The following is a 21276-nucleotide window of genomic DNA, read 5'->3' as shown; positions in this document are numbered from 1 at the left end:
GGCGCTCAGGCAATGCGGCTGCCGCGCGACAGCCGGCCGGCCGGTGTCTTCGTGCGCACCACAGCGCCGGCGAGAGCCGCAGCCGAAAGAGCCAGCTGAATGAGCAGTCCGACCGCCCAGACCGGCAGCGTCGACTCGATTATCGTGCGGGCAACGGGGCTCGGGTCGGTGCCGGGGGAGGCCGCGAGGCTGCAGGAGTCATACGTGATCGTGTCTTCGGGAGGAATCTGCACCGCTCGTACCCCGGCCTTGATGGTGCCGAACAGGTCGGTCACATTGCCGCGCGAGTCGTAGTGGGTGGGCACCGCATCCGCCAACAGGACGTATGGGTTGGCCGAGAGCACTCCCCAGAAATAGTCGAATCGCGGAACACTGGAAACCTGTTTGGTCGTCGGTCCGCATTCTGTGGCGACGCCGTTCGAGTCGTAGCTGGTCCCGTCGGTTCTGCTGGAGGTCTGCGGTGTCTGCGCAACCAGGCCGCCGAGTCCAAAAACGATGAGAGTGCCGATGCTGAGCGAGGCCACCACGAGGTAGGTCGCCACGATCGAGAAGAGAGGCCGATTCAGCAGGCCAGAGAGCCCGACTCCGATCGCGGAAACCACACCGAGCTCGACCGCGAGCACGAGAATGGACACGGCGATTGCCGCACCACTCAGCCCACCGAGCAGCGCGGAGTACAGCAGGAACGGCACCGAAACGGCGAGGAAGCCGAGAGCGGTGATCCAGGCCGCGATGAACTTGCCGATCACGATCTGGCCGGTGGACACCAGGGTCACCTGCGTGGTCGCGAGTGTGCCGGCATCCCGATCGCCATTGATCGCGTTGCCACCGAGGGCCGGTGCCACGAGGGTGCCGAGTAGAAGGACGAAGTAGATGATCGTGGAGAAGATCGCTCCTCCGCTCGCTGCATTCGCGCTGGTCGCCCCGAGAGCGATGGTCAACAGCACGGTCACCAGGGCGATGAGGCCCACGAAAATGCCGAGCAGCACATACCAGGCCCGCCCACGCACGCGCTGACGCAGTTCCAGCGAGACGATCACGCCGACACCGGAAAAGAAGTCGTTCATTCGGAGCCGCCTCGGTTCAGGTCCAGATAGGTATGTTCGAGATCGCCGACGGCGGGCGCGAAGGTACTGATAGCGACCCCCGCTGCGACGATGGCGGTGAGCAGGGCGGATGCCGCGGCTTCTCCCTGCATCGGCACAAGCAGTTCATCCCGGTCGACCACGATCGCGGAGGCATCGACCCCCGCCGCGAGCAGTGCGGCCTCAAGCGCCGCACGGTCCACCGACCGGATGCGCCACGGCCGGGCCGTCCCCCTGGTGCGATTGACACTCTCGGCACTAGCCGTGACGCCGTGCTGGAGGTAGACGGCGCCATCCGCCATCTCGTCGAGTTCGGCGAGATCGTGGCTGGAGATCAGCACGGTCTTGCCCTCACCGGCGACTCTCCGCACCAGCTGGCGCAGCTCGACGCGAGCCTGTGGGTCGAGGCCGGAGGCCGGTTCGTCGAGCAGCAGCACGAGGGGATCGTGCACGAGCGCCCTGGCGAGGCTGAGCCTCTGCTTCTGGCCGCGCGAGAGCACGCGCGTCGGTTGGGCGGCCAACGGCTCCAGCCCGACAAGCGATATCAGTTCGTCCGCGCGCGCGGCCGCGCTTGCGACATCCATGCGATAGAGCCGGGCCGTGGTCTCGAGGGTTGCCCGAACGCTGAGGGCATCCCACGATCCGAGCATGTCGGGCATCCATCCGAGTCGAGACCGCACCGCTGCGGTGTCGTCGACGGGGTCGAATCCGGCGATACGGATGCTGCCGGAGTCGGGTCGCAACAGCGAGGCGAGCATGAGCAGCAGGGTGGTCTTCCCCGAGCCGTTTGGACCGATGAGCGCTGTCACCGTTCCGGGCGGGGCCACGAAACTGGCATCGCGCACAGCCTTCACCTCTCCGAAGGCGCGCGCCACATTCTCGACGACGATGGAAGCCTCGGCCTGAGTTTCAGTCACAGTCTCAACCTAGACGGTGCTGCCGCCGCATCGGGTGGCGGCCCGCCAAGCAAACGTCCTGCGGGGAGTGCAGCATTTCGGCGCGCGCCTAGCCGGCAATCAGCTTCTTCACCTGCGCCCCGACCACGTCGCTCAGTCCGGCACTGAAGGTCGCCGTCATGTGGTGCGAATCGCGGTAGACGAGAGTGCTCCCGATGACCGCCGGGCAGCTTCGCTCGTCACAGAAATAGCCGATGAAGTCGAGGTACTGAGCCCCTCTCTCCGCCTGTTCGACGGTGCGGACATCCTGGTTGATCGCTTCATTCGCCGGTCGGGCGCACTTCGTCGCATCCTCGAGGTGGGAGGACAGGCAGATCGCCGGAGGGGACCCCATGTCGGGAGTGTCGGAGAGAATCGCCACCTTCGAGGGTGCGAGCGCCTCGATGGTCGTCTGGAGCCCCTTGCCCCAGGATTCCGCGAACCTGTCGGGCGAGCCGCCGATATCCGCCCGCCCGTAGTTGGCGAGAAGCACCACCGCGGGGGCCTCCGCGGTGAGACGCTCGATGACGGCGGCCCTCCAGCGCGTGCACTCGGTGTACAAGGAGCCGTCGCGGCGCACGTCGATCGACACCGACGGGCACGAACTCTTGGTATTCACGTCGAGCCTGATCTCGCCGGCTTGGGCCATCACGGCCAGCGCGGGGTACCACTGGGCCGCGTGCGAGTCACCGAAGAGAGCGACTATCGGCGCGGACGGGTTCGTGCCGACGAGGCATCCTGCGGCGTCGACGGAGTCGAATTCGCGGTGGCATCCGTTTGCGTAGATCACGGGATTGTCCGTATCGGCATTCTGCAGAGACGGCTTCAGGTTCGAGGGAACGTACGCCGTGCCGAGGGGTTTGAGGCTCGCCGCGCTCGAGGCGGCCGTGCGGTTGGTGCTCAGGGTGGAGGTGGAGATCACGGCGAGCGAGCCGGCGCTCAGCCCGAGAACGGCGACGGAGGCGATGAGGCCACTCACCAGCGTGCGCCGCGGCCGGGCCTTGGCCCAGAACTCTGCGGTGCGGGCCGGGTTCTCCACCAACACGTAGAGGAAGTAGGCGACGGGAATCGCCACGAGCGCGAGCCCGATCCTGGAAGTCAGCAACAGCGGTTCCTGCAGCCCGATCGCGGCCTGCGCGAGCATCAGGATCGGCCAGTGCACCAGGTAAAGCGAGTAGGAGATCATTCCGAACCACTGCAGCGGCGCGATGCTCAAGGTCCTTACCGGACTGAGCGCATGACCCGCCGTGCCGCCGATGATGAGTGCCGCGGTGGCGAGCACCGGAAGCAGTGCGTTCACGCCTGGGAACACCGTGCTCTCGTTGTAGGTCGCGGCGAGGGCGAGCAGTCCGATGAGACCGCCCCATCCGAGGATCGCGACCGGCGCCCCCTGAGCCCAGCGCGCCCCCTTCGAGAGGGCGAAGGCGACGAGGCCCCCGACTCCGAGTTCCCAGGCGCGCGACGGCAGCGAGAAGAATGCCCAGGGCTGCGACTGCTGCAGCTGCCACACGCTGAAGGCGAAGGACGCGACGACCAGCACGGCCATCAGGATGAACAGGCCGCGCCTCGATCGACGCACGAGGAAGTAGCCGAGACCCAGGAGCGCGGGCCAGAACAGGTAGAACTGCTCCTCGATGCCGAGGGACCAGTAGTGCTGGAACATCGACGGGGCTTCTGCCGCGAGGTAGTTGGTGCCTTGGATGGCGAACCAGTAGTTCGGCACGTAGAGCGCGGTCGCGAGGGCATCCTGCATCACCGCCACTCTCTGCAGCGGCGGCACGAGAGCGATCGCGCCGAGCACCGTCAGGACGAGCACGACCATCGACGCCGGCAGGATCCGTCGGACGCGTCGGGCGTAGAAGTTGACGAAGTCGATGCGCGAGTTGCGCTCGAGCTGATCGAGCAGGTGTCCGGTGATCAGGAATCCCGATACGACGAGGAAGATGTCGACGCCGATATAGCCCCCTGGCACCACAGCGATGCCCGCGTGGTACACGAGTACCAACAGCACAGCGATGGCGCGAAGGCCCTGGATGTCCGGCCGGAATGTTCGTGCGCCAGTCGTACTCAAGTTCGTCTCCCAGTTGACAGTGATCGGCCGCGGGAGCACGAGGGTGGTGAATGCCAGAAGGGTAAGCGGCATCTTGCGACCTAAAGCCTTACATGCTGCGCGCCGGCGTGTGACCACTTCGGGGATGGTTTACGTGCCGTTAACACCACCGTCCCGCGATGGTTACCCGCGCACCCGCTGCACGCCGAAGACCAGCATCGGAATCAGAACGAGCGACCGCAGGTCGATCACGGCGTGCGCCACGATGGCAACGAGGATGCTTCCGGTGGCCAGGTACAGCACCATCAGCATGGCTCCGATCACGGTGGCTCCTACGATGCCGGGCCAGCCCTGGTAGAAGTGCAGCGCCCCGAAGAGCAGGACGCTCGCGATGGCGGCGGCCGATGCGCTTCCGGTTGCGCCGAAAACCAGGGCCGGCACGGCGAGGCGGAACAGAAGCTCCTCGACGACTCCCGCATTCACCGAGAGAACCGCCCCGAGCACCAGTTCCGGACGGTTGCGGGGGAGTAGCGCACTGATGTCACCGATCGTCGGCACGGACTCGGATCGGCGTGCGAGTGCTACCGCGGCGATGGTGCCGCCCACGACAGCGACCGCCAGCCCCGTTGCGAGGCCGGGAACGAGACCGCCGGTGCCGGCGAGCAGGGACCGCCACCAGAGGCCGATCGGCCAGCCGTCCACCTGCCGCTGGAAGAGCGGCACGAACTGCCCGGCGAGCAGCAGGATGATCACGGCCGAGCCACCGAACACGGTCAGGGAGTCGAGAAACCATGTGCGCATCATCCGCTGACGGTTGCGCGTGCGTTCGAAACGCTTGAAGCGCTGGAACTCGTTGCGATCCTTGCGCACGGCGCGATATACCAGAAGCACCACCAGCCCGGCGAGCACGACCAGCAGGATGGCCCGGGTCGCCGGGTCTTCGGGGGAGAGCACAGTTCATTCTGGCCGGTGACCTCCGGCCGAAGCTGGGCGCGGCAGGATGGACCCATGAGTGAACCCCTCGCCCCGCCCCACCCGAAGCTCGACGAGCTGATCGCCGTGCTCGCCCGCCTGCGGGCGCCCGGGGGATGCGCGTGGGACCGCGAGCAGACGCACGAGTCTCTCGTGCAGTACCTCATCGAGGAGACCTACGAGCTCATCGACGCCATCGAGACCGACCCGGGTTCGCCGACACGGCGGGAGGATCTGATCGAGGAACTCGGTGATGTGCTCTATCAGGTGATCTTCCACTCCGACCTCGCAGCGGAGGCCGGCGAATTCACCATCGAGGATGTCGCCGCGCACATGACGGCGAAGATGATCGGGCGGCATCCGCATGTCTTCGGCGACGCGAGTGCCGACACTTCGGACGAGGTGGTCGCCCTCTGGGACGTGCGCAAGGCCGAGGAGAAACCGCGCCGCACGAGCGTGCTCGATGGCATCCCGCAGGGCATGCCCTCCCTCGCGCTCGCCGACAAGCTCCTTGGTCGCGCCCGCCGGGTGGGGCTTGAGGTGGATGCCGCGGCTGCGGTGTTCGATACCCAACAGCCCGATACCCAACAACCCGATACTCAACAACCCGACGCGCGACAACTCGACGAGCAACAGCTCGGTGCCCTGTTGCTGTCCATCGTCTCCGCAGCGAAGGCCCGGGGACTGGACGCCGAACGCGCACTCCGTGGGACGTTACGAGAACTCCAAGACAGCATCCGCCTCGCCGAGAAATGAACGGGCCGAGAACTGAACCGGCCGAGAACTGAACCGGCCGAGAACTGAACCGGCCGAGAACTGAAATGGTGCCCCCCTCAACCCGAATGAGAGGGGCACCTCAGTCCGAAGCAGCTGGTTTTACTGGGAATTCCGCAGTGAAAAGCCGCTTCGGCCACAGGCCGACGAATTACCCGATCCGACGGCCCTGCTTATGGGCACCGCACCTGCTGCTGAATTCTGGACAGGTCTGCGGTGGTGTTGAGGCGATTGATGCATGCGCCGGATTCGCATCGACGGCGCCGGCACTTGCATGCCTCACCATAGTGTACCTGCTCTGGCGGGATTCTTCAAACGTGCGTTATGTTTATCGCGTGGCGCGCCCCAAGGACCTCGATCGCAAGCCGGCGCTGCTCGCGGAGATCGTCGACTACCTACTCGACAAGCCGCTCTCCGGTCTGACCTTCCGCACTCTCGCCGAGGCCCTCGCCGTGAGCACCTACACGCTCGTCTACCACTTCGGCTCGCGCGCCCAACTCGTTCGCGAGGTCGTCCTTGCGGTGTCCGAGCGTCAGGACCACGTGGTCGGCACCGTCGATGAAGAGACCGGGCTGCTCGATCAGCACCTCGAAAACCTCCACAACTCGTGGCGGCTGTCGCTCGATGAGCGCAGCCTGCAACTGCAGCGTCTCGAGTTCGAGGCGGCGATGCTCGAGTCACACGATCTGCTTCCCGACCGCATCACCCTGGCATCTTTCGAACGCTGGCACCGCGCGGGTGTCGAGGCGCTCGTGAAGCTGGGTGTTCCGCGCGCCGACGCTGAGCTCGAGGTGCGCATCATCGTGGTCACGATGTACGGACTGCACTACGACCTCATCGTCACGAGGGATGTCGAGCGCAGCACCGCCGCCTTCGAGCGGGCCCTCGACCACTACGGCCGGCGCATCCGGGACCTGGCCGTCATGGAACAATCGAGGAATGGCTAGCCCGGTAAATCCCTCGCGCGGAATGCGTGACTTCCTGCCCGCCGACAAGGCGCGGCGTGAACGCGTCCTCGCGGTCATCCGTTCGGTCTTCGCGGCCCATGGTTTCGACGAGATCGAGACGCCGGTGATGGAGGATTCCGCCCGCCTGCACGCCGGACTCGGCGGCGACAACGAGAAGTTGGCCTATGGGGTGCTCAAGCGTGGCCTCACCGCGGCAGACATCGCCGCGGCGACGGATGCCCTCGACCTCGCCGACCTCGGGCTGCGCTTCGACCTCACCGTGCCGCTCGCCCGGTTCTATGCGAGCCACCGGGCGGAGCTGCCCACGGTGTTCCGTGCCATCCAGGCCGCCCCGGTCTGGCGTGCGGAGCGACCGCAGAAGGGGCGTTACCGCCAGTTCGTGCAGTGCGACATCGACATCATCGGTGAGGCCGGTCCGCTCGCCGAGATCGAGCTGCTCACCGCCACCGCCGACACTCTGGCGGCCCTCGGCCTCGTGGGCTGCACCATCCGCATCAATGACCGCCGCCTGCTCATCGGCATGCTGACAACACTCGGTTTTGCCGCCGACTCACACGACCAGGTGCTCATCACCATCGACAAGCTCGACAAGGTGGGCCAGGACGGCGTCATCGCAGAGTTGCGCGAGCGCGGGGTGGATGCCGTGGCGGTCGATGCGCTCGAGACCTTCTTCCGCCGCCCGCAGACCATGGAGTTCCTCACGTTCGGCGAGCGCGCCATCCGCAAGGCACTCCCCGAGGACGCGGATGACGCGGTGGTGGCGGAGCTCGTCGCGATCGGGCAGGCGGTCGGCGGTGCCGGCGGTCGAGGGGCTAGCGCGGCGACAGCGTCGAGGCCCGCCATCGAGTTCGACCCCTTCCTCGTGCGGGGCATGGGCTACTACACCGGCGCCATCTTCGAGGTCGTGCACCCCGAGCTGCCCTATTCGCTCGGCGGCGGCGGACGCTATGACGGCATGATCGGTCGCTTCCTTGGCGTGGATGTTCCGGCGGCGGGCTTCTCGATCGGCTTCGAGCGCATCGTGGATCTCGCGCGGTTGCAGGAGGGGGAGGGCACGGGAGGCGTCGCCCTCGTGTATGACAGTGAAGTGACATCCGACATCCTGATGCAACTGAAGAGCGAGCTCATCGAGAGCGGACGGCGCGTGCGATTGGAGCGCGCACCGCGCAACCTGAAGCCGCTGCTCGCGCAGCTTGCGGCATCCGGGTTCGTCGAGATGGCAACGGTCTCGGCGACGACGGCGACCGTTGCCGACCTCCGGATGCGTGCACTCTCGACCGAGTAGGGCCCGGCCGCCGAGTCGGGGAACGGGCCGCCGAGTAGGATGGCGAACGCAAATCCCCCAACGTTAAGGAGTCCCGTCGTGGCTTTGATCGAAGCAGTAGGCGCCCGCGAAATCCTCGATTCCCGAGGAAACCCGACAGTCGAGGTCGAGGTGCTTCTCGAAGACGGCATCGTCGCCCGCGCATCAGTTCCCTCCGGGGCATCCACCGGCGCGTTCGAGGCCTACGAGCTGCGCGACGGCGACAAGAAGCGCTACGGCGGCAAGGGCGTGCAGAAGGCCGTATCGGCCGTCATCGACACGATCGGACCGGCCTTGGAGGGCTTCGACGCCACCGACCAGCGCCTCATCGACCAGGCCATGATCCAGCTCGATGGCACCGACAACAAGAAGAAACTCGGCGCCAACGCCATCCTCGGTGTCTCGCTCGCCGTCGCGAAGGCCGCAGCCGACTCGGCCGACCTCCCGCTGTTCCGCTATGTCGGCGGACCGAACGCTCACACCCTTCCGGTGCCGCTCCTCAACATCATCAACGGCGGCTCGCACGCGGACAACGACATCGACGTGCAGGAATTCATGATCGTGCCGCTCGGCGCATCGACGTTCAGCGAGGCGCTGCGCTGGGGCGTGGAGACCTACCACTCCCTCAAGTCACTGCTGCAGTCGAAGGGACTCTCCACCGGACTCGGCGACGAGGGCGGTTTCGCCCCGAACCTGTCGAGCAACCGCGAGGCACTCGACCTCATCGCCACGGCGATCGAGCAGGCCGGCTTCACGCTCGGCCACGATATCGCTCTCGCGACGGATGTCGCCGCCACCGAGTTCTACAGGGACGGCTCGTACCACTTCGAGAACAAGCAGCTCTCCGCACTCGAGCTCACCGCCTACTTCGCCGACCTCGCCGCAAACTACCCGCTCGTGTCGATCGAAGACCCGCTGCAGGAAGACGACTGGGAGGGCTACCAGCACTTCACCGCGGAGCTCGGCGGCAAGGTACAGATCGTGGGCGACGATCTGTTCGTCACCAACCCGACGCGCCTGCAGAAGGGCCTCGACCTCGGGGCAGCCAACTCCATCCTCATCAAGGTGAACCAGATCGGTACCCTCACCGAGACCCTGGATGCGGTCTCCCTCGCCCAGCGCGCCGGCTACACGGCTATGCTCTCGCACCGCTCTGGCGAGACCGAGGACACCACGATCGCCGACCTCGCGGTCGCGACAGACTCCGGGCAGATCAAGACGGGCGCGCCGGCACGAAGCGAGCGCGTCGCCAAGTACAACCAGCTGCTGCGCATCGAAGAGGAGCTCGCCGAGGCAGCCGTTTACGCCGGTCGCAGCGCCTTCCCGCGCTTCAAGGGCTGACTCTCCCTCACCGAGTGGGAGCGCCAGCGACGTGTCGAGGCGCCGGGCGGATTCGCGCGGTTAGGCTCGAGGCATGACCAAGGACAGCCGCACCCGGCACACGCGCAGCTCCTCGCGGCGTGTGCCGGTGCAGCGTGTTCCCGTGCAGATGCCGGCGGAGGCGCCGTCCGGACAGTGGCTGCGCAGCATCCGTCTGTCCGGGTTCGCGATCACGGCACTCGTGCTCATCGTGATGTTCATCGTCGTGCTCGCGCCGTCGTTGCGCATCCTGGTGGAACAGCGCCAGCAGATCGCCACCCTGCAGGCCCAGGTCGCCGCGTCGAAAACCGCGGTGGAAGACCTCAAGGGGCAGAAGGCGCGCTGGAGTGATCCCAAGTACATCGAAGCGCTCGCTCGCGAACGTCTCGACTACGTCTTCCCGGGCGAGTACAGCTACCTGATCACGGATGCCGCTGCCGCGACCCCGACGACGGCCAACGGCCAGCCGATCAGCGACAAGCTGCAGACCACCCAGGTGGACTGGGTCAAGTCCATGCTCTCCTCGGTATTCACGGCCGGACTCACCGATGCCCCGGCCAACAAGATCGTCGCGCCGGTCATCTCCGGCCAGTCGAAGTAACAGGCAGTCGATACAGCCATGACCACTCCACCCTTCGCGGCTCCCACCGCGGCCGACATCGACGCGGTCTCCCGCCAGCTCGGACGACCCGCCCGCAACGTGATCGGCATCGCCGCACGCTGCGTCTGCGGCAACCCCACCGTGGTGGCGACCCGTCCGCGCCTCGATGACGGCACCCCCTTCCCCACGCTGTACTACCTCTCGCACCCCGCCGCGACCGCCGCGATCTCCACCCTCGAAGCCAACGGTGTGATGGCGCAGTTGCAGCAGCTGCTCGCCGACGAGACCGTTGGCGCGGACTACCTCGCCGCTCACCACGCGTACCTCGCCGACCGGGAGGGCCTCGAATTCGTCGAAGAGATCGCGGGAATCTCGGCCGGGGGCATGCCCCTCCGGGTCAAATGCCTCCACGCCCTCGCCGGGCATGCACTTGCCGCGGGACCCGGGGTGAACCCCATCGGCGATCTCGCCCTCGAGCAGGCGGAGTGGTCGCCGCTGGTCTGCCAGTGCGACTAGCGGCACTGTGACACGGGCCCGCGCCGGGGTGGCTGCCGCCCTCGTGCTGGCAATCGCGGCGACCGTGTTCGTCGCCTCTCCGGCATCTGCCGACAACATCCGCGACCGGGAGTACTGGCTCGCCGACTACGGCGTGCAAAAGGCCTGGGCAACGACCAAGGGCGCGGACGTCACGATTGCGGTCATCGATACCGGTGTCGACGGATCGCATCCCGACCTCACCGGCACGGTGATCGGCGGAACGGATGTCTCGGGAGTGGGCTCCGCGAACGGGCAGACCCCCATCGGCTCCGACAGCCAGCACGGCACGATGGTGGCCTCCCTGCTCGCCGGGCACGGTCACGGAACCGGTCTCGGCATCCTCGGGGTGGCCCCGGAGGCCAAGATCCTCTCGGTGTCAGTGGGCTTCGGTGTTGGCAGCGTCGGCTCCGACGACCAGATCGCGCAAGCGGTGCGCTGGTCGGTGGATCATGGCGCAGACATCATCAACATGTCGCTCACTCGCAACACGCTCGACTGGCCGACGAGCTGGGATGACGCCTTCCTCTACGCGATGGAGAAGGGGGTGATCGTGGTCGCCGCCGCCGGCAACCGGGGCAGCGGCACAACGGAGGTCGGCGCACCGGCGACCATGCCGGGGGTCGTCGTCGTTGCCGGTGTCGACCAGAACGGCACCGCGAGCTTCGACGCCTCGTCGCAGGGCATCACCCTCTCGGTGTCCGCCCCCAGCGAAGGGCTCGTCGGAGCGGCTCCTGGCGGGGGTTACTACAGCTGGGCGGGCACGAGCGGTGCCACTCCGCTCGTGGCGGGTGTGCTCGCCCTGATCAAGGCCTCGCATCCCGCGATCAGCGCCGGCAATGTGATCAACCGGCTCACGGCCACCGCCCGATCCCAGGGCAACCCCATCGTCTACGGCAGCGGGCTGTTCGATGCATCCGCCGCCGTGAGCGCCACCGTTGCAAGCGTTGCAACCGATCCGGCCGACGAATTGAAGAACTGGATCCGCCTGAATCGCCGGGCTGTCGCAACCACCGTGCCGTCTCCGACGAGCTCGGCGCCCCCGTCCCCCCGCCCAGCTCCGACGGCGGTCGCGGCGCCGGTGAGCCCCTTCGGCCGGGTGTTGCCCGCGGTCGGCGATTTGAGGGACATCGGTATACCGGTTCTGGTCTACGCTGTGTTTGCGACGTTGCTGATACTTGTGCTGCGGAGCATTTTCCGCGAGGCGATTCGACTACGAGAGTCCAAGAGTCCGCGGCGCAGGCCATAGACTTACCGACGTGCCTAAAATCCTGATCGTCGGCGGCGGCTACGCCGGTTTCTACACTGCTCTCAAGCTGGAGGGCTCACTGCGCCCGGGTGAGGCCGAGGTCACCATCGTTGATCCGCTTCCCTACATGACCTACCAGCCCTTCCTTCCGGAGGTTGCGGCCGGGTCGATCGAGCCGCGTCACGCGGTGGTCTCTCACCGTCGTCATCTCGAGAAGACCACGATCATCACCGCGAAGGTCACCGGCATCAGCCATGCCAATAAGACCGCCACGATCACGCCGGAGATCGGCGACCCGTGGGAGTTCGAATACGACATCATCGTGGTCACCGCGGGATCCGTGTCGCGTACCTTCCCGATTCCGGGAGTCGCCGACCAGGCCATCGGCCTCAAGACCATCGAAGAGGCCGCCGCGATCCGCGACCGCGTGCTCACCAACTTCGACAAAGCCGCCCTTCTTCCGGCCGGCCCCGAGCGTGACCGCCTTCTCACCTTCACGGTGGTCGGTGGCGGATTCGCCGGCATCGAGATCTTCGGCGAACTGCGCAGCCTCGCCAGTGCCCTGCTGCGTTACTACCCGACCATCACCTTCGATGACACCCACTTCCACCTCATCGAGGCGATGGGGCGCATCATGCCGGAGGTGTCGCTCAAGACGAGCCTCTGGGTCATCAAGAATTACGCCCAGCGCGGCGCCCAGATCCACCTCGAGACCCAGCTGACCTCCGCGGTCGACGGCGTCATCGAACTCTCCACCGGCGAGACCTTCGAGACCGACCTCATCGTCTGGACGGCGGGCGTCATGGCAAGCCCCATGCTGCGCAACACCGACCTTCCCATCGAGGAACGCGGTCGCCTTCGCGTGCAGCCCGACCTCCGGGTCATCAACGACGACGGTGTGGTGGCGGACGCCTGGGGCGCCGGCGATGTCTCGGCCGTTCCGGACCTCACGGGTGCCGGTGTCGGTGGCTTCTGCGTTCCGAACGCCCAGCACGCCGTGCGCCAGGGCAAGTTGATGTCGAAGAACATCATCGCGACCCTTCGCGGGGACCTGCCAAAGGACTACTTCCACAAGAACCTCGGGGCCGTCGCCGGTCTCGGACTCGGTGAGGGTGCGTTCCAGTCCGGCAAGATCGGCATCACGGGCATCCCCGCCTGGTTCATGCACCGCGGATACCACGTGCTCGCGATCCCCACGTGGGAGCGCAAGATCCGGGTCTTCAGCGGCTGGGTGGACAACTTCCTTCTCCGTCGCGACGTCGTGTCGATCGAAGCCCGCGAGACCCCTCGCGAGGCTTTCGAGACCTTCGCGTCGCGCCCCAAGGCGTAGCCACACCCTCATCGCGCGGGTCGACCGACCGGGTGGACGGACTGGCAGACTGGTGCTGCTCGCCCCTATAGCCCAATCGGCAGAGGCAGACGACTTAAAATCGTCCAAGTCAGGGTTCGAATCCCTGTGGGGGCACCCGTGCCTGCTCGTTGACCGCGCCCCGTGGAAGTCTCACTTCGCGCGCAGAAGCTCCAGAAACTCATCGGCCATCGCCAGCTGCTGCTCGAGCTTCGCCCGCCGGTCGACGGCCTGGGCGATGAAGTTGTCGAGTTTCGCGCGCTCCTCAGGATTTTCCGATTGCCCAGGATTTTCTGACTGCCCGGGGTTGTCCGACTCCCCGGGGGCTTCCGATCTGGCCCGGTCGCTGCTGAACGAATCGACGATTCGCAGCAACTCGGTCATCTCCTCGAGGGTGAATCCGAGCGGCTTCATGCGGCGGATCACCATCAGGCGACTGAAATCGTCGTGCGTGTAGAGCCGGAATCCCCCCACGGTACGGCCGGTGGGTTCGAGGAGTCCCACTTCGTCGTAGTGCCGGATCGTGCGGAGGGACAGGCCGGTCCGCTCCGCGAGTTCGCCGATGTGCATCGTCGCTTCAGCTCGTTCCATGTCGTGCCTCCTCGCAAGTAACCCTTACGTTAGGGTAGTGTTACAGCGCTGGTCGATATTCTCCTGAGCGCCAGCTCGAACTCACCCCATAGTCGAACACGACTGTGCTGGGACTGCGCAGCGATGCGCTCACTACTCTCACTCACCGGCTCTCACGAGAGAGCCCCCTGTCCGGAGGCCGCCATGGCAATCACCAGAAGATCGACACGTTCCACAATTCAGCCATATCGGGCGGAGCCGACGGTGTTGACCGCGCTTCGGTCGCCTCGCATCCTCACCCGTGAGGTGCTCGCGGGCCTCGTGGTCGCCATGGCACTGATCCCGGAGGCGATCTCATTCTCGATCATCGCCGGGGTGGACCCACGGGTCGGGCTGTTCTCCTCTTTCGTCATGGCGGTGTCCATCGCTTTCTTGGGAGGACGTCCCGCCATGATCACGGCTGCGACGGGCGCGATCGCGCTCGTTGTCGCCCCTCTCGTGCGAGACCACGGTCTCGACTACCTCATCGTTGCCGTCATTCTGGCGGGCCTGTTCCAGATCGTTCTCGGACTGCTCGGCGTCGCCAAGCTGATGCGATTCATCCCCCGGAGCGTCATGGTCGGCTTCGTCAATGCGCTGGCGATCCTGATCTTCTCGGCCCAGCTACCGAACCTGATCGGTGTGCCCTGGCTGGTGTATCCGCTGGTCGCGGCCGGTATCGCCATCATGGTGGTGATGCCGCGGCTCACCAGGGTTGTGCCGGCGCCACTCGTCGCCATCGTCCTGATCACTCTCGCCGTCGTGGTCACCGCAATCAGAGTCCCGACCGTCGGAGACGAGGGAGCGCTACCGAGGAGCCTGCCGCAGCTGTTCATCGTGCATGTTCCGATCGCATGGGAGACCCTCGCGATCATCGCCCCCTTCTCGCTCGCCATGGCGCTGGTCGGACTGATGGAGTCCCTCATGACGGCCAAGCTCGTCGATGACATCACCGACACCCGATCCAACAAGACCCGCGAGACCCTGGGCCAGGGAGCCGCGAATATCCTGTCCGGACTCTTCGGCGGAATGGGCGGCTGCGCCATGATCGGCCAGACCATGATCAACGTGAAGGCCTCCGGCGCCCGAACCCGCATCTCTACCTTCCTCGCCGGAGTGTTCCTGCTGATCCTCGTCGTCGGCCTCGGCGACATCGTCGCGACCATCCCGATGGCGGCTCTGGTGGCCGTGATGATCATGGTGTCCGTCGGCACGTTCGACTGGCATAGTGTGCGCTGGTCCACGCTGAAGCGGATGCCGAAAAGCGAGACGATCGTGATGGTGGCGACCGTCATCGTCGTGGTGCTCACCAACAACCTCGCGATCGGCGTGGTGGTCGGAGTGGTCATCGCGACCGTCGCCTTTGCGCGTCGGGTCGCCCATCTCGTCACCGTCGAACGGACAGTGACGACAGAAGACGGCGTCGCCACCGCACGCTACGCCGTAAACGGAGAGCTCTTCTTCGCCTCGAGTAACGACCTCACCACCCAATTCGACTACGCGGAGGATCCCGCACGGGTGGTGATCGACATGTCAGAATCGCACGTCTGGGACGCCTCCACAGTCGCGGCCCTCGACGGGATCACCGACAAGTACGAACGGCACGGCAAGACCGTGAGCATCACAGGGATGAACCTCGCCAGCACCGCGATGCACGCGCGCCTTGCAGGCAACCTCGGCGCGGATCACTGACCGCGGCCGATGGGTCCCGACTGAACCCAAGAGTTCACTTGGCCCTTGGCTGACAGACACCCAAAAGAAGATCGCTGACCACAGGCGGATGACACCGTCGAAGCATGAGGATCGCGATTGTCGCTGAGACCTACCTTCCCCTCGTCAACGGAGTCACGCACTCTCTGCAGCGTGTTCTCGAGCATCTCGTCCGTCGGGGCGACGAGGTGCTGGTGATAGCCCCTTCGGCGGTCGACGCGAACGACGTCGATCGCGGTGACGGCGTGCGGGTCGTGCGGCTGCCATCGGTTTCCGTCGCCGGATATTCCGATGTGCGCCTCGCCGTCGGGGGCGTCTCGAAGGTCCGCCGCATCCTCGCGAACTTCGCCCCGGATGTCGTTCACCTCGCCTCGCCGTTCGAACTCGGGCGACGGGCCATGCGGGCGGCCGATCAACTGGGCATACCTACGGTCGCCGTCTACCAGACCGACGTGCCGGGATACCTCGGCAAGTACGGTCTTCCGTTTCTCGAAGCATGGGCCTGGCAGCGGGTGATCTCGATCCACCAGCTGGCGACACGCACTCTCGCCCCCTCGCTCTCCGCGGCACGGCAACTGGAGCTGCACGGCATCCCGAGAGTGGAGCTGTGGGGTCGCGGAGTCGATACGACACGGTTCCACCCCGGCAAGCGCAGCGCCGCGTTCCGCGCGAAAGCAGCGCCGAACGGTGAGACCCTCATCGGCTTCGTGGGACGACTCGCGGTCGAGAAGCAGGTGGAAGACCTCGCCGCACTCGCCGGTATCGAGGGCACCCGACTGGTCATCGTCGGTGACGGCCCAGAGAGGGAGACGCTCGAAGCACTGCTGCCGACGGCCTATTTCACCGGTTTCCTGGGCGGCGAGGAGCTGGCGACCGCACTGGCCAGCGTCGACCTGTTCGTGCATCCGGGCGAATTCGAGACCTTCTGCCAGACCATCCAGGAGGCAATGGCATCCGGAGTGCCGGTGGTGGCGACGGGTCGCGGCGGCCCGGTCGACCTGGTGGATTCTTCGCGCACCGGCTGGCTCTACACCCCGGGCGACCTCGGCCAGCTGCGCCGTCGGGTCGTGGACCTCGTGGGTGACGATGCCAAGCGCGCGGCCTTCGGCGAGGCCGCTTTCGAGAGCGTGCAGGGCCGCACCTGGCCCGTGGTCTGTGAGTTGCTGATCCACCACTTCGAACTCGCGATCGCCCAGCACGCGCTCCTGCTGCGACGGTGACCAGAACGGCCGATACACCGCGAGTGGGGGAGGATGTCACCTCGGCACGTCTCTTCGTCGCGCTGGGGGACTCGTTCACCGAGGGCGTGGGGGATCCGGATGCGCGACTGCCGAACGGCGTGCGTGGCTGGGCCGACCGTGTCGCCGAGAAGCTGGCGAAAGCAGAACCCGGCTGGCGGTACGCGAACCTCGCGGTGCGAAGCAAGAGAATCCGCGAAGTCGTCACCGATCAGCTGGACGCAGCCCTCCGGCTGCATCCGACCCTCATCACGCTCTACGCTGGCGGGAACGACGTGCTCGACCCGGGCACGGAGATCCGATCCATCCTCGAGGACTACGAGAGGCTCGTGAAGGCGCTGTCCGAGACCGGAGCGACCCTGCTGCTGTTCACGGGATACGACGTTCCGCTGTATCCCGTCGTCTGGTTGTTCCGCCGTCGCAATCATGCCTACAACGAGGGCGTGCGCCGGATCGCGCAGAAATACGGGGCGACGCTCGTGGATTACTGGACCTTCGACGGCTACCAGGACCGGCGGATGTGGTCTGCCGACCGCTTGCACCTCTCGAAGTTCGGACACAAGCTCCTCGCCGCCCGGGTGCTCGACGTGCTCGCCGTCCGGCACTCCATCACGCCGAAGCAGTTCGACGCGCTCGAATCACGATCGACCTCCCGCTGGCTGGCCGACCAGGGCCAGTGGGTGCGCGACTGGGTTGTGCCGCTGCTCCATCGCAAGATCCGGCGGGTCACCCTCGGCGACTGGACGGAGCCGCGCTGGCCGCATCCCGTGGAGGTGCCGCCGAAGGGGGGACTCCGCCGGTTGATGAGAGAGCGGGCGGAGGGTGCCCGTGAGTGACCTCACCGATGTGGTCTTCGCCGTCGCCCGGTCGCCCTGGGCACTTGTGGCCCTCGTCGCGCTGCTCGTCATCGACGGTTTCTTTCCGCTGGTGCCGGGGGAGACGATGGTGGTCACCCTCGCGGCTCTCGGAGCCTCCGGGCACGGACCAGACCCGCTCGTGGTGTTGCTGGTGGCGACCGCGGCGACGATGGTGGGAGACGGGATCGCCTTCCTGATCGGCCGCTCCATCCACCCGAGGAGGTGGGTCTGGATGCGGGGGGCGAGAGCACAGCGCGGCCTCGAGTGGGCATCCGCCCGCATCGAGCACAATCCCGGAGTGATCCTCGTCGGGGCGAAATTCTTGCCCTTCGTGCGCGTCGCGGTCACCATGACCGCGGGCGCGACCGGTCTGCCGGTGAGGCGATATCTCGTCTTCTCATTGCTCTCCGCGACGATCTACACGGGCTACCACGTAGGCGTCGCGGTGACCGCGGGCGAGCTTTTCGTCTCCAACCCCTTCCTCGGTCTTGCGGCTTCGATCAGCTTCGGCGTGGTGTCCGCGGCGGCGATCGGTGGCATCCACCGGCTGGTTACGCTGAGAAGGGAGCGGGCCGCGCGGTGACCAGTGTCCTAGGCTGGTAGTCGGTCTCGCGACCACCGACAGCCCAGGGATACCCATGTACAGAACCACCTACGCCTCCGCCCTCCAACGATCGGATGCCGGCACCGAAGTCACACTCTCCGGCTGGGTGGCGCGAATCCGCAACCACGGTGGCGTGGCATTCATCGATCTCCGGGATTCTTCGGGCATCGCCCAGGTGACCTTCCGCGACGCCCAGGTCGCCACAGCGGACAGCCTGCGGGTCGAATCCTGCGTGAAGATCACCGGCATCGTGCGCGAGCGCCCCGAGGGCAACGTGAACTCGGCGATCGCCTCCGGCGAGGTCGAGGTCGAGGCGACCAGCCTCACCGTGCTCGCGGCGAGCGACGTGCTTCCCTTCCAGCTCGATGACGAACCGGGCGAGGAGACGCGGCTGGCCTACCGCTACCTCGACCTGCGTCGGGAGTCCGCCGCCTACCCGCTCAAGCTGCGGTCGAAGGTCTCGGCAGCGGTGCGCAACGTGCTCGTCGACCGTGACTTCATCGAAGTGGAGACCCCCACCCTCACGCACTCCACACCGGAGGGCGCCCGCGACTTCCTGGTGCCCGCCCGCCTCAAGCCGGGCTCGTTCTACGCGCTTCCGCAGAGTCCGCAGCTGTTCAAGCAACTGCTCATGGTCGGCGGCTTCGAGCGGTACTTCCAGATCGCACGCTGCTACCGCGATGAGGACTTCCGCGCGGATCGCCAGCCGGAATTCACCCAGCTGGACGTGGAGATGAGCTTCGTCGAGCAGGATGACGTGATCGCGCTCGCCGAAGAGGTGCTCTCGGCGATGTGGGGCACCATCGGCGTCACACTGACCACCCCGATCGCCCGGATGACCTACGCCGAGGCGATGCGCCGCTACGGATCCGACAAGCCGGACCTGCGGTTCGAACTCGAGCTGGTCGAGTGCACCGACTACTTCGCCGACACCGAGTTCGGCGTATTCCGAGCGCCGTATGTGGGGGCCGTGGTCATGCCCGGTGGCGCCGACCAGCCTCGCCGCACCCTCGATGCCTGGCAGGAATGGGCCAAGCAGCGCGGTGCAAAGGGGCTCGCCTATGTGCTGGTCGGCGAGGACGGCGAGCTGCGCGGTCCTGTCGGCAAGAACCTCTCCGAGGCGGAGCGCGACGGCCTCGCGGCCCACACCGGGGCGAAGCCGGGCGACTGCATCTTCTTCGCCGCCGGCGCAGTGAAGGCCTCCCGCGGACTGCTCGGAGCCCTTCGCGGTGAGATCGCGGCGCGCCTCGACCTGATCGATCCGACGGCCTGGGCCTTCACCTGGATTGTCGATGCTCCTCTCTTCGAGCCGGCTGGCGATGCGGTCGCCAGCGGCGACGTCGCTGTCGGCGCGGGCGCCTGGACCGCGGTGCACCACGCCTTCACTTCGCCGAAGGACGAGTTCCTCGACAGCTTCGACTCCGAGCCGGAGTCCGCGTTGTCCTGGGCCTACGACATCGTCTGCAACGGCAACGAGATCGGCGGCGGCAGCATCCGCATCAACACGCGCGAGCTACAAGAGCGCGTCTTCCAGGTGATGGGCATCTCCCACGAGGAGGCGCAGGAGAAGTTCGGATTCCTGCTGCAGGCCTTCGCCTTCGGGGCACCCCCGCACGGCGGATTCGCCATGGGCTTCGACCGCATCGTCTCCCTCCTCGCCGGCACGGACTCGATCCGCGACGTGATCGCGTTCCCCAAGTCCGGCGGCGGCAACGACCCGCTCACCGGCGCGCCGGCGGAGCTGGAGCCTGCGCAGCTGACCGAGCTGTACCGCACGCTCGGCGTGCGCGCGGTGCCGCGGGGCTGAGCAGTGGGGGAGGCCGGCGTCAACTGGGCGGGCAACTACCGGTTCGGCGCGCCGGAACTGCGCGTGCCCGAGAGTGTCGAAGAGCTTCAGGAGCTGGTGGTCGTGAGTCCGCGCGTCCGGGCCCTCGGCACCCGTCATTGCTTCAATGACCTGGCCGACACCGCGGGTACTCTCGTGTCACTGGTAGACCGCGAGCCGGAGCCGCGACTCGACACCGGACGGATGACCGTGTCGGTGGCCGCCGGCACCCGCTACGGGGTGCTCGCGAGCTGGCTCGCCGACCAGGGTTTCGCCCTGCACAACATGGGCTCGCTGCCCCACATCTCGGTGGCCGGCGCCGTCGCGACCGGCACCCATGGTTCCGGCAACGCCCTCGGAAACCTCTCGACCGCGGTCGCGGGCCTGCAGTTGGTGACCGGGGAGGGGAAGCTGCTCGAGGTCGACCGTAGCGATCCGCCGTTCGCGGGGATGGTCGTCTCTCTCGGTGCGCTCGGCATCGTCACCCGCGTGACGCTCGACATCCAGCCGACTTTCGATGTGCGCCAGGACGTCTACACCGATCTGCCCTGGGATCGTGTGCTTGCCGAGTTCGAGCAGATCACCGCGGCGGCCTACAGCGTGAGCCTCTTCACCGACTGGCGGGGCGACAGCCTGCAGAGTGCGTGGTTCAAGACGCGATTGGCGCCCGGGGATTCCGGATCGATGCCACCGACGCTGTTCGGGGCTGCGGCGTCCGCGGAGGAGGTCTCGCTCGTCGAGGGAGAGAGCAACACGACAGTGCAGGGAGGCATCCCCGGCCCGTGGTCGGAGCGGTTGCCGCATTTCCGGCTCGATTCGACGCCGAGCAACGGCGACGAACTGCAGACCGAGTACTTCGTGGATCGCCGCACGGCACCGGAGGCTCTCTCCGCCGTCCGCGAGCTCGGTGAGTCCATCGCGCCGCACCTGCTCATCACCGAGTTGCGCACCATTGCAGCGGACGAGCTCTGGCTGAGCACCGCGAACGGGCGCCCGAGCCTCGCGATCCACTTCACCTGGAAGAAACAACCGGAGGCGGTCGCCCGGCTGGCCCCGCAGATCCAGGCCGCACTCGCGCCGTTCGAGGCCCGCCCCCACTGGGGCAAGGTCAACACCATGACCGTGGCGGATGTCGCGCCGCTCTATCCGAGGCTGCCCGAATTCGCGGCGCTCGCCGAGCGGCTGGACCCGCAGCATCGCTTCCGCAACGCCTATCTCGAGCGGGTACTCGGCCTCAGCGACTGAACGCCGCGGT

19 protein-coding genes and 1 tRNA gene are annotated in these 21276 nt (G+C 66.6%); 15 read left to right on the top strand and 5 right to left on the bottom strand.

Features of this window, described 5'->3' with window-relative positions:
- Nucleotides 1-5: 5 nt before the first annotated feature.
- From VLI63_RS12035 to VLI63_RS12020, 4 genes are all read right to left on the bottom strand, one after another.
- Nucleotides 6-1067, bottom strand: a complete 1062-nt coding sequence (locus VLI63_RS12035) for an ABC transporter permease (RefSeq protein ID WP_409157074.1) — start codon at nt 1065-1067, stop codon at nt 6-8.
- Nucleotides 1064-2002 (bottom strand): ABC transporter ATP-binding protein, encoded by a 939-nt coding sequence (locus VLI63_RS12030; RefSeq protein ID WP_409157073.1) that lies wholly within the window; start codon nt 2000-2002, stop codon nt 1064-1066. The genes VLI63_RS12035 and VLI63_RS12030 overlap by 4 nt, the downstream gene beginning before the upstream one ends.
- 88 nt (nt 2003-2090) lie before the next feature.
- Entirely contained in the window at nt 2091-4163 is a 2073-nt protein-coding gene (locus VLI63_RS12025) for an acyltransferase family protein (protein WP_409157072.1), read from the bottom strand.
- Between the two features lie 90 nt (nt 4164-4253).
- Nucleotides 4254-5024, bottom strand: coding sequence for a CPBP family intramembrane glutamic endopeptidase (locus VLI63_RS12020; RefSeq protein WP_409157071.1), 771 nt, complete (start codon nt 5022-5024; stop codon nt 4254-4256).
- 54 nt (nt 5025-5078) lie between these two features.
- Between VLI63_RS12020 and VLI63_RS12015 the strand changes: the two genes are divergently transcribed.
- The 9 genes from VLI63_RS12015 to VLI63_RS11975 all read left to right on the top strand — a co-directional run bounded on the left by VLI63_RS12015 (nt 5079) and on the right by VLI63_RS11975 (nt 13295).
- Nucleotides 5079-5798, top strand: coding sequence for a YabN family protein (locus tag VLI63_RS12015; RefSeq protein WP_409157070.1), 720 nt, complete (start codon nt 5079-5081; stop codon nt 5796-5798).
- Between the two features lie 353 nt (nt 5799-6151).
- Complete coding sequence (locus VLI63_RS12010; protein WP_409157069.1) at nt 6152-6763, top strand: TetR family transcriptional regulator; 612 nt, start codon at nt 6152-6154, stop codon at nt 6761-6763.
- Nucleotides 6756-8069, top strand: coding sequence for a histidine--tRNA ligase (locus tag VLI63_RS12005; RefSeq protein ID WP_409157068.1), 1314 nt, complete (start codon nt 6756-6758; stop codon nt 8067-8069). Before VLI63_RS12010 ends, VLI63_RS12005 begins: the two co-directional genes overlap by 8 nt.
- Before the next feature lie 78 nt (nt 8070-8147).
- Nucleotides 8148-9428, top strand: coding sequence for a phosphopyruvate hydratase (eno, locus tag VLI63_RS12000; RefSeq protein WP_409157067.1), 1281 nt, complete (start codon nt 8148-8150; stop codon nt 9426-9428).
- Nucleotides 9429-9501: 73 nt separating this feature from the next.
- Complete coding sequence (locus VLI63_RS11995; protein ID WP_409157066.1) at nt 9502-10047, top strand: FtsB family cell division protein; 546 nt, start codon at nt 9502-9504, stop codon at nt 10045-10047.
- Between the two features lie 18 nt (nt 10048-10065).
- Nucleotides 10066-10563: a DUF501 domain-containing protein gene (locus VLI63_RS11990; RefSeq protein ID WP_409157065.1), complete on the top strand. Its 498-nt coding sequence runs from the start codon at nt 10066-10068 to the stop codon at nt 10561-10563.
- A 7-nt stretch (nt 10564-10570) separates the two neighbouring features.
- Nucleotides 10571-11830 (top strand): S8 family peptidase, encoded by a 1260-nt coding sequence (locus VLI63_RS11985; protein ID WP_409157064.1) that lies wholly within the window; start codon nt 10571-10573, stop codon nt 11828-11830.
- Between the two features lie 10 nt (nt 11831-11840).
- Nucleotides 11841-13160 (top strand): NAD(P)/FAD-dependent oxidoreductase, encoded by a 1320-nt coding sequence (locus VLI63_RS11980; RefSeq protein ID WP_409157063.1) that lies wholly within the window; start codon nt 11841-11843, stop codon nt 13158-13160.
- A 61-nt stretch (nt 13161-13221) separates the two neighbouring features.
- A tRNA-Leu gene (locus VLI63_RS11975) sits at nt 13222-13295 on the top strand.
- 36 nt (nt 13296-13331) lie between these two features.
- On the opposite strand, the gene VLI63_RS11970 is transcribed toward VLI63_RS11975, so the two are convergent.
- On the bottom strand, nt 13332-13769 hold the full coding sequence (locus VLI63_RS11970) for a MerR family transcriptional regulator (RefSeq protein WP_409157062.1): 438 nt from the start codon (nt 13767-13769) through the stop codon (nt 13332-13334).
- A 183-nt stretch (nt 13770-13952) separates the two neighbouring features.
- Here VLI63_RS11970 and VLI63_RS11965 point away from each other — a divergent pair, with 183 nt between their 5' ends.
- From VLI63_RS11965 to VLI63_RS11940, 6 genes are all read left to right on the top strand, one after another.
- A complete protein-coding gene (locus VLI63_RS11965; protein ID WP_409157061.1) occupies nt 13953-15479 on the top strand; it encodes a SulP family inorganic anion transporter in 1527 nt (508 codons plus the stop codon).
- A gap of 104 nt (nt 15480-15583) precedes the next feature.
- Nucleotides 15584-16717: a glycosyltransferase family 4 protein gene (locus VLI63_RS11960; protein ID WP_409157060.1), complete on the top strand. Its 1134-nt coding sequence runs from the start codon at nt 15584-15586 to the stop codon at nt 16715-16717.
- Entirely contained in the window at nt 16714-17571 is an 858-nt protein-coding gene (locus VLI63_RS11955; protein WP_409157059.1) for an SGNH/GDSL hydrolase family protein, read from the top strand. The genes VLI63_RS11960 and VLI63_RS11955 overlap by 4 nt, the downstream gene beginning before the upstream one ends.
- Nucleotides 17564-18175, top strand: coding sequence for a DedA family protein (locus VLI63_RS11950; protein ID WP_409157058.1), 612 nt, complete (start codon nt 17564-17566; stop codon nt 18173-18175). Before VLI63_RS11955 ends, VLI63_RS11950 begins: the two co-directional genes overlap by 8 nt.
- A gap of 55 nt (nt 18176-18230) precedes the next feature.
- Nucleotides 18231-20003, top strand: coding sequence for an aspartate--tRNA ligase (gene aspS, locus VLI63_RS11945; protein ID WP_409157057.1), 1773 nt, complete (start codon nt 18231-18233; stop codon nt 20001-20003).
- Nucleotides 20004-20006: 3 nt separating this feature from the next.
- On the top strand, nt 20007-21266 hold the full coding sequence (locus VLI63_RS11940; protein WP_409157056.1) for a D-arabinono-1,4-lactone oxidase: 1260 nt from the start codon (nt 20007-20009) through the stop codon (nt 21264-21266).
- The last annotated feature ends 10 nt before the right edge of the window (nt 21267-21276 follow it).

This window comes from Lacisediminihabitans sp. H27-G8, from assembly GCF_046156175.1.
Lineage (GTDB): Bacteria > Actinomycetota > Actinomycetes > Actinomycetales > Microbacteriaceae > Lacisediminihabitans.
This window is presented reverse-complemented; position numbering and strand designations above follow the sequence as displayed.